Annotated in this window: 11 protein-coding genes; 5 read left to right on the top strand and 6 right to left on the bottom strand. The window is 68.8% G+C overall.

Annotated elements, in window-relative coordinates; genetic code table 11:
- Positions 1-48 precede the first annotated feature (48 nt).
- On the top strand, positions 49-456 hold the full coding sequence (locus BM133_RS10250; protein ID WP_093435228.1) for a hypothetical protein: 408 nt from the start codon (positions 49-51) through the stop codon (positions 454-456).
- 4 nt (positions 457-460) lie between these two features.
- Here the strand turns inward: BM133_RS10250 and BM133_RS10245 are convergent, their stop codons facing one another.
- Together BM133_RS10245 and BM133_RS10240 are read right to left on the bottom strand one after the other, a co-directional pair.
- Complete coding sequence (locus BM133_RS10245; RefSeq protein WP_093433454.1) at positions 461-1192, bottom strand: ABC transporter substrate-binding protein; 732 nt, start codon at positions 1190-1192, stop codon at positions 461-463.
- Between the two features lie 82 nt (positions 1193-1274).
- Entirely contained in the window at positions 1275-2099 is an 825-nt protein-coding gene (locus tag BM133_RS10240; protein ID WP_177224777.1) for a substrate-binding domain-containing protein, read from the bottom strand.
- A 264-nt stretch (positions 2100-2363) separates the two neighbouring features.
- On the opposite strand from BM133_RS10240, the gene BM133_RS10235 reads away from it, so the two are divergent.
- The 3 genes from BM133_RS10235 to BM133_RS10225 are packed head-to-tail and all read left to right on the top strand — an operon-like array spanning position 2364 to position 5570.
- A complete protein-coding gene (locus BM133_RS10235) occupies positions 2364-3068 on the top strand; it encodes a CC0125/CC1285 family lipoprotein (RefSeq protein WP_093433451.1) in 705 nt (234 codons plus the stop codon).
- Positions 3069-3105: 37 nt separating this feature from the next.
- Positions 3106-4101 carry a S1C family serine protease gene (locus tag BM133_RS10230; protein ID WP_177224776.1) on the top strand — a complete coding sequence of 332 codons (996 nt, stop codon included), beginning with the start codon at positions 3106-3108 and terminating at the stop codon, positions 4099-4101.
- Entirely contained in the window at positions 4098-5570 is a 1473-nt protein-coding gene (locus BM133_RS10225) for a TonB family protein (protein WP_143100108.1), read from the top strand. Before BM133_RS10230 ends, BM133_RS10225 begins: the two co-directional genes overlap by 4 nt.
- A gap of 65 nt (positions 5571-5635) precedes the next feature.
- On the opposite strand, the gene BM133_RS10220 is transcribed toward BM133_RS10225, so the two are convergent.
- Positions 5636-6532, bottom strand: coding sequence for a LysR family transcriptional regulator (locus BM133_RS10220; RefSeq protein ID WP_093433447.1), 897 nt, complete (start codon positions 6530-6532; stop codon positions 5636-5638).
- A 112-nt stretch (positions 6533-6644) separates the two neighbouring features.
- Between BM133_RS10220 and BM133_RS10215 the strand changes: the two genes are divergently transcribed.
- Entirely contained in the window at positions 6645-7076 is a 432-nt protein-coding gene (locus tag BM133_RS10215) for a VOC family protein (protein ID WP_093433445.1), read from the top strand.
- Between the two features lie 30 nt (positions 7077-7106).
- Here BM133_RS10215 and BM133_RS10210 read toward each other — a convergent pair whose 3' ends face one another.
- From BM133_RS10210 to BM133_RS10200, 3 genes are all read right to left on the bottom strand, one after another.
- The gene (locus BM133_RS10210; protein WP_256219122.1) at positions 7107-7898 is read right to left on the bottom strand and encodes a TIGR04325 family methyltransferase; all 792 of its coding nucleotides are present in this window, start codon (positions 7896-7898) and stop codon (positions 7107-7109) included.
- A 64-nt stretch (positions 7899-7962) separates the two neighbouring features.
- The gene (locus tag BM133_RS10205) at positions 7963-8892 is read right to left on the bottom strand and encodes a response regulator (protein ID WP_093433444.1); all 930 of its coding nucleotides are present in this window, start codon (positions 8890-8892) and stop codon (positions 7963-7965) included.
- A complete protein-coding gene (locus BM133_RS10200) occupies positions 8855-12262 on the bottom strand; it encodes a hybrid sensor histidine kinase/response regulator (RefSeq protein ID WP_256219121.1) in 3408 nt (1135 codons plus the stop codon). The genes BM133_RS10205 and BM133_RS10200 overlap by 38 nt, the downstream gene beginning before the upstream one ends.
- Positions 12263-12534 lie beyond the last annotated feature (272 nt).

Genomic DNA, 12534 nt, shown 5'->3' with positions numbered 1-12534 from the left:
GTGCCTTCGCGGGGCGTCCGGCGGCTCGCGCCTCACACCATGACCCTCATGAAAAATCTATTCAAGTACATCGTGGCGGGCGCTTGCGCCTCGCTGCTGGCGGGCTGCGGCGCGGGTGGCGGACCCGAGGCCGAACTGGTCGGCGTCTATGCCATCAAGAAGGACGGCGCGCTCAAGGAGGTCGTGAAGATCGAGCGCCAGGGCGACCGCTACATCATGCGCGACAAGGTGCGCACGCCTGAGTGGAGCGAACCCAAGATGCAGATGCAGCCGGTGACGCGCGAGCGCTGGAACAAGATCACCACGGACGGCGAGAACACGCAGTTCGTCGGCGTCTCCAGCGACCAGCTGGCGATCTTCAAGGTGCCGCCGGGCTGGCAGAAGAACAGCTTCAAGACGGAGACCGGCTACTTCCTCTTCTATTCGCAGGGGCCGGTGGAGGCCTACAAGCTCTGACGGACTAAGGCGCGACGATCGCGCCTTCGATGCGGTGGCGTTTCAGCGCATCGGCGACGAAGCCGCTCGCCTTCATCTCCTCGACGAAGGCGGCGAGCAGCGCCTGCGCTTGCGCGCCGCGGCTGGCCGGTGTGCCCATGGCCTGCTGGATCACCATGAAGCGGCCCGGCAGCACGCGCACGCCCGGCGCGCGCTGTGCTTCGCCTTCGAGCAGCTGGCGAATGCCGGCCGCCACTTCGACATTCCCCGATCGCAGCGCGGCCAGCGCGGGGCCGGCGCCTTGCAGGCGGACGATCTCGGCGTGCTTGATCTCGCGCGTGAGGAACAGGTCGTAAGCACTGCCCGACCCGACCGAGATGCGATGGCCCTGCGCATCGACCTGCGCGTTGTCGGCGAGCGCCGACGATTCCGGCACAAGGTAGCTGCCCTCGATCAGCACGTAGGGCGCGGTGAAGCGCAGGCCTTCGCTGCGCGCGGGATCGATGGCGAAGAAGCCGATGTCGGCCTTCTCGCTCTTCACCGCATCGACCGAGGTGGCGGCCTTCTCGAACACGACGAGCTCGATGCCCACGCCCAGGCGCCGCGCGAACTCGTGCGCGAGGTCGATCGACACGCCCACGGGCTCGCCGCTCGCGGCGTCCTTGTTGGCAAGGATCGGGTTGCCGAGGTTGATCGAGGCGCGCAGCGTGCCGTTGGGCGCGAAGGCGGAAACGAGGGCGGGGGAGGGCTGGGTCATGGCGTCCGTTCGTCGGGAAGCAGGGAGGTGCGTCAGTTTAAGAGTGAGGGCATGCGGCGAGTTCGGCCGGTCGATGCCGTGATCAACGCGCAGTCAGCGGCTCCAGCCCGGTCTTCGCGATGGTGGGCGCGGCGGCCGGCGAGTTGAGGTAGCGGATCAGCTGCCGCGCCGCATCGGGTTGCTTGGACGCGGTGGCGATGCCGGCCGAGAACACGGTGTTCTGCTGCACCTCGGCGGGCAGCGGACCGATGTAGTCGATGCCCGCGACGGGCAGCAGCTCGCTCACCTGCTGCAGGCCCAGCGCCGCGTCGCCGCGCGCGACGACAGTACCCACGCGTTCGCTCAGGATGCGCTTGCTCTTGGGCTTCACCTGGTCTTCGATGCCGAGCTTCTTGAGCAGCTCGGTCTCGTAGTAGGTGCCGCTCGCGCTGGCCGAGTAGGCGATCGACGGCGCCGCGATCAGCGTGCGCTTGAGCGCATCGACGCTGCCGATGTCCAGCCGGGGCGCGCCCTTGCGCACCGCGAGTCCGATGGCCGAGCGCACGAGGTCGACCTGGCTGCCCGCGACCACCTTGCCCTTCGCGACGAGGTCGTCGAGCGCCGGACGCGCGAGGATCACCACGTCGGCGGGCTCGTTGCGCCCGAGGCGGCTCGGAATCGAGTCCTGCGCGTTGCCCATCGAGGCGCCATAGGCCGTCTTGACCGTGCGGCCGCTGCTGCGTTCGAACTCGGGGCGCAGGTCGTTGTAGGCGGCGGTGAAGCCGCCCGAGGTCATGACGTGGATGTCGTCGCCACCGGCCGGCTTGGTGTCGTTGCCGAAGCTGCCGCAGCCGGCGAGCGCGAGGGCCGCGACGAGCGGGAGTGCGGCGCGGCGGGTGAGAGAGGAAAAGGAAAGAAGGGGCTTCACGATGTCTCCTGGAGAAAGGGGGGGCGGCAGCGTGGGCGCTGCCTGCCGCCGTCATCGTAGAGGCCGGGGCTGTCAATCCGCCTTCATCGATTCAGGGGTTACTACCGAAGCGCGTGGGCGGTAATGCGGTGTGACGGATTTCGGCAGTTTTGCAACGACGGCCGAGGTTTGCGTCACGGCATTCGAAGGCGTTTGAAGCTTTCGTTGTGCTTTCACGTCGAAGTTTGTATCGTCGTGTTCGGTTTCTTACCCAACAAAAAGACGATGAAGCTGCACGTACGAACCTCCCTCAGGACCCTGGCCGCGCTCGCGGCCGTCGCGGCCGCCAGCCTCCTGGCCGCCTGCACGACGGTGTACCAGCCCAAGGGCGCCACCGGCGGCTACACCGACACCCGCCTGACCGACAACAGCTACATCGTCGAGTTCTCCGGCAACGGCAACACCTCCAAGGACGCCGTCTGGAACTACTGGCTCTACCGGTGCGCGGACCTGACGGTGCAAAAGGGGTACGCCTACTTCGTCGCGCTTCCCAAGGCGAGCGCATCCGCACCCGATGAACAGGCGGACTTTCGCCTCGCCCAGGACGAGACGGACGCGCCCGAGTGGGTCGAGCTCAAGGGCGGCAGCGGGGGAGGCAGCGGTGGCTACCGGGCGCCGACCTACATCTATGTGCCCGGCGGCGGCGGAACCATCACCACCTGGCACAGCAAGGCCACGATCCTGATGTTCAAGACATCGACGGAGCCCGGCGCGCGGTACTCGCTGCGGGCCAGCGCGGTGATGGAAGCGCTCAAGCCCTTCGTCACCAGCCAGGGGCGCAGCGGCACGCTGACCTCGGAAGAAATCGCCAGGCGCGCGATGACCTTTCCCGATCCGGTGACCGAAGTCCAGCCCGCCTCGGTGCCGTGGTCGGGCGGCAGCGGAGGGCGCGTCGAGATGAGGGACCTCGGCGGGTTGCTGCCGAAGTAGCCACGCAGTGCGTTCATTTTTCTCGTGGGAGTCTCCATTGAAAACGACAACGACACGCCTGGCTGCGGCCGTGGCCTTCTGCACCCTGTTGCCCGGCCTTGCGAACGCGCTGACACCCGAGGAGATCTTCCGGAAGGTCTCGCCCGCCGTGTGGGTCGTGGTGCCGCGCGACGACCAGGGGCGCGCGCTGGGCAGCGGCAGCGCCGTCGTCGTGGGCCCCGGCCGCCTGGTAACCAACTGCCATGTGCTTCGCAGGGCCGTGTCGGTCACGCTGCGGCGCGAGCGCGAGGAACTGCCCGCCAGCCTCGAGTTTCCGGACCCCGAGCGCGACCTCTGCCAGCTCAAGGCGGACAACCTGCCGTCGTCCGCAACGGCGGCGGCCGTCGTGCCCACGGCCGCCTTGCAGGTCGGGCAGAAGGCCTACGCGATCGGCGCGCCCCGCGGGCTGGAGCAGACCTTGAGCGACGGCCTGGTTTCCGCGCTGCGGCGCAATGCCGCGGGCGAGGTGGAGTACATCCAGGTCACGGCGCCGATTTCTCCCGGCTCCAGCGGCGGCGGACTCTTCGACGACCAGGCGCGGCTGATCGGCATCACCACCGCCGCCATCGGCGGCAGCGCACAGAACCTGAACTTCGCGCGGCCCGCCCAGTGGATCGGCGAAGTGCCCGCGCGCGGTCGGCTGGCCATGGCCGAGTACCGGCGCACCGAGAAGCCCGCCGCATCGTCGACGCCGACGCTGGCCGCGGTGGTGGTTCAGACGAACGAGCCAGCGCGGCCTGTCGTTCCGGCCGCAGCGGCAGCGGCACCGGTGGCTGTAGCGATACCCGTACCGCCGCCGGCCGAGGTGCACCCGACAGGGCAGAACGCGATCGATGCCGAACGGCTGGCCAAGGCGCAGCGCTGCGCCACGGAGCCGCGCGCTGCGCTGGTCGGCAAGGGCGCGGGCGTCGAGACCTACACCGTCGCCTGCACGGACGGCTATGCCCTTCTCGTGAAGTGCGAAGCCGGCCGTTGCGAGGAACTCAAGCAGTGACCGCGCCGGGCCGTCGCACCTCCCGCATGGGGAGGCTCACGCGCAGCGTGCTCCTCGCAACCGGCCTTTCAACCGGCCTGGCGCTGCGGATGGCACCCCTCGGCGTGCTGTCGCTGGGCGCGGGCATGGCGCTGGCGCAGACCCCGGCGCAGAGCGTCGATTGGGAGCGTCTGGACCAGGCCTTCGAGACCTACGTCATGGCCGGCAAGATCGGCGAAGCCACCGACATGGGCCGGCGGCTGGTCGACCTCTCGGGCAAGACGCTGCCGCCGTTCCATCCGCGGCAGGCGGTGAGTCTCTGGAAGCTCGGCCAGCTGTACCTGGACACGCGTCAGCCCAGGTTGGCGGAGCCGCTGCTGCGGCGCGCGCTGGCGATCACCGAGCACCTATCGGCACCGCCGGCCGGCGCGCTGGCCTCGCTGCTCGCGTCCCTGGCCAGGCTGTGCGCGGGCGATGGCCGCACCGACGAGGCCGAGCGGCTCTACGCGCGGGCCACCGCGCTGCTGACCCCGCCGACCGAGAAAGACATGCCCCTCCTGGCCCAGCTGCAGTACGGGCAGGGCGTGATGTACGCCGTGCTGGACCAGCCGGTGCGCGCCGAGCCCTTGCTGCAGAAGTCGCTGGCAACGCGCGAGGCGCTCGCCGGGCCGCAAGGCTCGTTCGAGGTCGCGCACACGCTGCGGGTGCTGGGCATCTCGCGCCGCGCCGCCAGGGACTACGAAGGCGCCGTCGCCTACCTGGAGCGCGCGCTCGAAGTGGGGGAGCGGCAGAAGCCGCCCAGCGATGCGCTCATCGCGCTGACGCTGGACGAGCTGGCCGCCACCTGGGTGGCCCGCGGGCAGCCGGCCAGCGGCGAGGCTGCCGCGAGGCGGGCGATCCTGATCTTCAATGCGCCGACGTCCTCCAACAATGCCGAACTGGCGCGCGGGCTCTTCACGCTGGGGCAGATCCTGAGCGCCACCGGCGACCTGGACGGTGCCGAGGCCGCCGCGAACCGTTCGCTCGAACTGCGGCAGCTGCTGTACTGGCGCAACGACCCCGCCATCGCGGAGACGCTCGAGCTGTTGAGCGGCATCGAGGCGCGGCGCGGACGCACGGAGCGTGCGGCCACGCTGCGTGCGCGCCTGCAGCAGGTCAACGACGCCATCGCGCAGGAGCGGCAGGACCCGGTGGACAAGGCGCCGGGCTATGCGAGCGCGCCCCAGGTCACCTATCCCGAGGCCGCGCGCCGCTGGGGCTACGAGGGCAAGGTGGTGCTGCGCGCGCTCGTGGGCACCGAAGGCATCGCATCGACCGCCACCGTGGTCGAGAGTTCCGGCTACGCCGTGCTCGACGAGGCGGCAACCGAGGCGGTGTTCCGGATGAAGTTCAGCCCTGCGCAAACGCGCAGCGGGCGCGCCGTGATGGCACCGATCCAGGTGCCGGTCGATTTCCGGCTGGGGCCGGCGGCTGCGGCCGCGGGCGGCTAGCGCGACGCTCTGCAAGCGCGCCTGTTTTGCGGGGGCGCTCCCGATGGTCGTCCTTCTGGAGACGGTCAAGGTTTTTTCGATCGCCTCGCGCGTGAGCTTCGAGCCGCTTCCTGCAGGCACAGCGCTAACTGCGCAACCACGGGCGAGCCGGCGCGCGGCTTGCGCTGCAGCAGTCCGACCTCGCGGTGGAAGGTGTGCTCGCCCAGCGACAGCGTGCGAACGCCCGGCGGCAGTGGAAGATGGGCCTCGACCAGCGGGACGAGGCCCACGCCCAGTCCCTTGGCGGCCATGTGGATGAGGCCGGATATCTCGTCCACCTCGATGGAGTCGCTGACCTGCAGCCCCTCGCGCCGGAGGAACCGCTCGACCATCCGCCCGCCGAACGAGGCGCGGTCGTAGCGAAGGAACGGCTGCTCCTGCAGGAGGCTGCGCCAGTTCTTTCCAGGCACATCGGCCGGCACGATCAGCACATAGGGCTCCTGCACCAGCGGCTGCCACGCCAGGTCGGGAAGGAGGCCGAAGGGCGGCCGGATCATCACCGCCGCATCGATGCTGCCCGCGTCCAGGTCGTCCATGAGCCGCATCGATACACCCGGCGACACATGCACGCGCAGCAGAGGCTGGCTCTGGCGCAGCCGCGCAAGCGCCCGCGCAACCAGCGTCGGCTGCGCCGAGGCGATGGCGCCGATGCGCAGCAGACCGCGGTTCGTGGCGTCCTCGGGCAGGTCGCCGAGCCTGGCGTAGAGGGCGCAGATTTCCTCGGCGCGTGCCAGCGTCGTTTCGCCTGCCGCGTTCAGCGTGGCGGAGCGCCCCGTCCGGTCGAAGAGCACGAAGCCCAGGCTCTCCTCGAGGCGCTTGATCTGGCTGCTGACCGCCGATTGCGTGAGGCCGATGCGCTCGCCCGCCGCGGCGAACGTGCCGTGGCGGCAGACGGTGATGAAGGTCTTGAGTTCGTCGATCATGGAGGAATCATCGAAATTATTGGGGCTCAGAGAAGAAATATATCGTTTTCGGTGATGGAGATGATTGCTTAAAGTTCGGGCAAGCCAGATTCACCTCCGCACCACGACACCCATGAGCACCCAAGAAACACGGATTCCCTTCCACCTCGCATTCCCCGTGCGCGATATCGCCGAAGCCCGCGCGTTCTACGGCGAACTGCTGGGATGTCCCGAGGGCCGCAGCGCACCCCAGTGGGTCGATTTCGATTTTTATGGCCACCAGATCGTGGCCCACCTCGCGCCCGACGAGTGCGGCCACAAGGCCTTGAGTGCGGTGGACGGCCACGACGTGCCCGTGCGCCACTTCGGCGCCATTCTTCCCATGGACAAGTGGCAGGCCATGGCCGACAAGCTCGTCGCGCGCCAGACGAAGTTCGTGATCGAGCCCTACATCCGCTTCAAGGGCGAGCCGGGCGAGCAGGCGACGATGTTCTTCCTCGACCCCTCGGGCAATGCGATCGAGATGAAGTCGTTCGCGAACCTGGATTCGCTGTTCGCGGTCTGAAGCGGACAGCGTCCGGTTGCCGTAAGCGCTTCAGATCAGGTCGAAGCACCCGCCCGCGTAGTAGGTCTTGTCGCCGCCTTCGACAAAGGGCACTTCGATCGGCTTGCCTTCGTTGCGCCAGGCGTCGCGCTTGCGGTAGCCCGAGCGGGTGAGCATGGCCAGCAACTCGTCGTAGTGCTCGATGCGGTAGGGGCACACCGCCACCCCGATGCTGTTGAGCGTGAAGAGCGTGCGCTCGGGGTGCACGGCCGTCGTGTTCAGCACGATGCGCCTGGGCTTGGCGGCCAGCGACGACAGGATCTCGTCGATGCGCACCGGCAGGTACTGCAGGCTGCCCGAGGCATACAGCACGTCGCAGCCGCTGGCGTCGCGGTAGTCGGTGGTGAAGGCGAGCTGTTCGGTGGCCTCGCGCTGCACGGCCAGCGCGCGGCCGCTGTCGACCACGCTGGGCACGTCGCACACGGTCCAGCGCAGGTTGCCGGGGTAGCTCAGCACGCGGCGGAACGCGTAGTACTTGATGCCGATGTGGCCGCCGAGATCGAAGATGCGCGCAAGGCCCGCGTCGATCGAGCGGCCCAGCCAGAACAGGCCCGGGTAGTCGTAGAAATAGATCTGCGGGCTGTAGAGGCTGGCGGCCTCGGCATGGTCGTAGCCCACGGCCTTGGAGGGCGGCGCGCCGGCCTCGGCCGCGGCGAAGCTCTCGAACGATCCCATGAACAGGTTCTCGTCCTGGTTGTTCAGGAACTTGTGCCGGTAGGCGCTTTCGGGGGAAGAGAACGGGAGCAGTTTCGAGAGCATCTTGATCTCCGGTGATGCGGTCATTCTGCAGACCAACGCCTCTGCATTCAATGACCGGAAAACCCGGGGGGTGGGTACCTACCCCCCTTCAGGCCAGTTGCCCGCTCGCCAGTGCCGCGGCCGCCGCGCGCGTCTCCACGCCCAGCTTCTCGAAGATGTGCTCCAGGTGCTTGTTCACCGTGCGCGGGCTGGTGCCCAGGATCTCGCCGATGTCGCGGTTGGTCTTGCCCTTGGCGAGCCACGACAGCACCTCGGTCTCGCGCGGCGTAAGGGCCGCTTCGGCGAGCCGTGCCGACGAAGCGCCCGCCGCGCCCCCGGCGCCATCGCGCTGCATGGCGAACAGCAGCATCGTCTCGCCGAGCGCCGCCGCACCCAGGTTGCGCACCGACAGCCGCATGCCCGTCGCCGTGCCGACGGCGATCGCGGCACCGGGCACGAGCGCCGGTGCGAGCGACTGCGGCAGCAGCCCCGGCGACACCGGATCTTCGAGCGCATGCAGCCACAGCGCAGCCTGCGGCGAGCGCCACGCGATGCGCCCGCGCGTGTCCACGAACACCACGCCCATGCCGGCCACGTCGACCGCATCGCGCGCCATGCGGGTGATGCGGGCGTTGCGTGCATGCGTGTGCAGGCGCGCCAGAACCTCCTGCGCGCGGATGGGCTTGACCACGTAGTCGACGCCGCCGCACTCGAAGCCTTCGACCACGTGCGCGGTTTCCGACAGGCCCGTCATGAACAGCACCGGAATGTGCGCGAGCGCCGGGTTGGCCTTGATGCGCCGGCAGGTCTCGAAGCCCGAGAGGCCGGGCATCAGGCCGTCGAGCAATATTGCGTCGGGCACCACCAGTTCGAGCCGCTGCAGCGCGGCCTCGCCGTCGGCCGCCACCAGCACGGTGTAGCCGCTGGCCTCCAGCGTGTCGCACAGCATGCCCAGGCTGCTGGGGGCGTCGTCCACCACCAGCACCACGGGGCGTTCGGATTCAGGACGAAAGGACGGGGCCGAGAGGAGTGTCTGCATCTTCTGCCAGTGCGTTGCGGAGGTTGTCCAGGTCGAAGCGCGTGACCATGCCGCGCAGCCACGTGCAGGTGGCCGCCGCCGCGGGCGATGCCGCGGCCAGCCGGTCGAGCGCCGTCTGCAGGCCGCGCACGTGGCCCATCTGCACGAGGCGCATCAGTTCGGCGCGGTCGTCTTCCGACAGAACGAGCTGCGGCGGGCGCACCGCGCTTTCTTCGTCGCCCGCGGGCGGCATCGCGTCGCTCGCCGACAGCCATTCGAGGCCCAGGTGCTGCTCCAGCGTGGCGATGAGCACCGACTCGATCACCGGCTTGCCGACGAAGGCCTGGCAGCCCGCCGCGCGAAGCCGCTCGGTCTGGTTCTCGAACATGTTGGCCGAGACGATGATGATCGGGATGCTCTCGAAGCCCGAGGCGCGCACCGAGGTGGCGGTCTGCCAGCCGTCCATGTCGTCCATCGTGAGGTCCAGCAGGATCGCCGAGGGCAGCTCTTCGCGCAGGCTGTCCAGGCACTCGGTGCCGCTCGCGGCCTCGCGCACCTCGAAGCCCAGCGGCATGAGCATGCCGGCGAGCATCTGGCGCTGCACGGGCTGGTCGTCCACCACGAGCAGCGTGCGGCGCGCGCCGATGTAGCCTGTCACCGGCTGCCGCAAGGCACCGCCCTTGGCCTGCGGGCCGGGGTCGGCCACTTCGCGCAGGTACACGCGCACGCTGAAGGTGCTGCCCGCGGGCGAGGTCTGCGCCAGGACAAGCTCGCCGCCCATGAGCGAAGTCAGCAGCGCGGTGATCGTGAGGCCCAGTCCCGTGCCCGGCTCGCCGCGGCGGCGCCCCGCGGCCCCGCGCTCGAAGGGCTCGAAGATGCGCAGGTGGTCCTGCGGCGCGACGCCGATGCCGGTGTCGACCACGTCGAAGCGCAGCACCTCGCGCCGCGCGTCCACATGCAGCGTGACGGTGCCGCTGTCGGTGAAGCGCACCGCGTTCGTCAGCAGGTTGATGAGGATCTGCCGCAGCCACTTGGCATCGGCATGCACCCAGGCCGGCAACTGCCCCGCGTGCGTGTAGACGAAAGCCAGGCCCTTGCTCTCGGCCTGCGGCCGCACCATGTGCACGAGCTGGTCGAGAAAGGCCGGCAGCGCGAGCGGCGCCGGCTCCAGCTGCAGGCGGCCGGCCTCGATGCGCGCCAGGTCGAGCAGGCCGTCGATGAGGCCCAGCATGTGCTCGCCGCTGCGGTGGATGGTCTGCACGGCCTCGCGCGGCGGTGCGACGGCATCGCCCTTGAGCAGGATCTGCGAGTAGCCCAGGATGCTGTTGAGCGGCGTGCGCAGCTCGTGCGTCATGCCCGCGACGTAGCGCGTCTTGGCCTGGTTGGCGGCCTCGGCGGCTTCCTTGGCGGTCTGCAGCGCGGCGTCGGTGCGGCGGTGGGCTTCGATCTCCAGCGCGAGCAGGTTGTTGTGGCGGTTCGATTCCTCCTGCGCCATCTGCCGGCTCTCGCTGCCCAGCACCACCCACCATGCGGCCACCGCGGCCACCACCGAGAGCAGCGCGAACACTTTCAGAAATGCCGTGGACAAGGTCGGGTCGCTGGTGCCCGCGATCGCCTCCTGCGCATAGACCACGCCCACCACCGTGGCCAGCAGCGCGATCAGCGAGGTGGCGATCAAGAGGTAGTGCGCCACGCGGAAATTGAGCCGCGCCGACAGCGCCGGCGGCAGCAGCGCCTGCAGCCAGCCGCTCATCTGCTCGGCGGCGCGCGAGTCGGTCTTGCAGCGGTCGTGGCAGCGCGATTCGAGCGTGCAGCACAGCGAGCAGATCGGCGCGCTGTAGGCGGGGCAGTGCGCCATGTCTTCCGACTCGAAGCTGTTGTCGCACACCGAGCACTTCACGCTCTCGCCCGGCGCCCACCGGTCGATGTCGGTGCGCGCGAGGTAGTAGCGGCCGCGCGTCTTCCAGGCCAGCAGCGGAGAGACGGCCATCGCGGTGGCCAGCGCGATGAAAGGCGAGAAGGCCTTCGCCCATTGGCCCAATGCGCCGGAGTAGGCCAGCATCGCGAGCGCCGCCGCGACCAGCATCGCGACCAGGCCCACGGGATTGATGTCGTACAGGTGCGCCCGCTTGAACTCGATGGTCTTCGGGCTCCAGCCCAGCGGCTTGTTGATGACCAGGTCGGCCACCAGCGCACCCACCCATGCAATGGCGATGTTGCTGTAGAAGCCCAGTACGTGCTCCAGCGCGGCGAACACGCCCAGCGCCATCAGCAATATCGCGATGACCACGTTGAACACCAGCCACACCACGCGCCCCGGGTGGCTGTGCGTGAGGCGCGCGAAGAAGTTCGACCACGCCAGCGAGCCCGCATAGGCGTTGGTGAGGTTGATCTTCATCTGCGACACCACCACGAAGAGCACCGTGATGCCCAGCACCCAGGCCGGGTCGCGCAGCACGTACGAAAAGCCCGTGAGGTACATCTGCGTCGGCTCGATCGCATGCGCGGCCGGTATCTCGTGCTGCAGCGCGAGGAAGGCGAGGAAGGCGCCGCCCATCATCTTCAGCATGCCCGGCACGATCCAGCCCGGCCCCGCGATCAGCACGGCGGCCCACCAGCGGCCGCGGTTGGCGGCGGTCTTCTCGGGCAGGAAGCGCAGGTAGTCGACCTGCTCGCCGATCTGCACCACGAGCGAGAAGGCCACCGTGGCCGCCGCGCCGAACATCAGCGGGTCGAAGCCGCTGCTGTCAGAGGTGCGGCCCACGAGGCCGGTGAAGTCGGCGTAGAGCTCGGGCTTGTTCACCATCACCGCGATGAAGGGGCAGACGAACAGCACGATCCAGATCGGCTGCGTCCACAGCTGCAGCCCCGAGATGAGCGTGATGCCGCGCGCCACGAGCGGAATGATCACGATGGACGACACCAGGTAGAGCAGCCACAGCGGCCAGTCCAGGTACATCTGCAGCGCCAGCGCGAGGATGGCCGCCTCCAGCGCGAAGAAGATGAAGGTGAAGCTCGCGTAGATGAGCGAGGTGAGCGTGGAGCCCAGGTAGCCGAAGCCCGCGCCGCGTGTGAGCAGGTCCATGTCCACGCCGTGCCGGGCTGCGTAGTACGAGATCGGCAGGCCCGTGAGGAAGGTGATGAGCCCCACCACCAGGATGGCCCACAGCGCGTTCGAGAACCCGTAGCTCAGCGCGATGGCCCCGCCGATGGCCTCCAGCGCGAGGAACGAGGTGGCGCCGAACGCCGCGTTGGCCACCCGGAACTCCGACCATTTGCGAAAGCTGCGCGGCGTGTAGCGCAGCGCGTAGTCCTCCAGCGTTTCGTTCGCGACCCAGGCGTTGTAGTCGCGGCGGATGCGAAAGATCTTCTGTCCGGAGACGGATGTCATGGCGGGTTCTCGCGGCGGCGGTGGCATGGGGCAGGTACAGCAAGAAGCGCTCCCTGTGCCGCTTGCCACTGACGGACCACCGTTGTCTGGATCGCGAGTCTGCGGGCAGGACGCGGGACGGCCGCTACGTTGAATGACGTATTCGCCTGCGGCCAACTGATTTCTAAAGTACCAGCCATGGTGCTCGGGGCACCGTCCGATGCACTGCGATGGTGCGCGGCTCACCCTTCTCAGCTTTTCTCAACCTGCTTCTCAACCTGCCTGGAGTTCCT

Source organism: Variovorax sp. 770b2, assembly GCF_900115685.1.
GTDB lineage: Bacteria > Pseudomonadota > Gammaproteobacteria > Burkholderiales > Burkholderiaceae_C > Variovorax.
The sequence above is the reverse complement of the archived record's forward strand: the minus strand, read 5'-3'. Positions and strand labels throughout refer to the sequence as shown.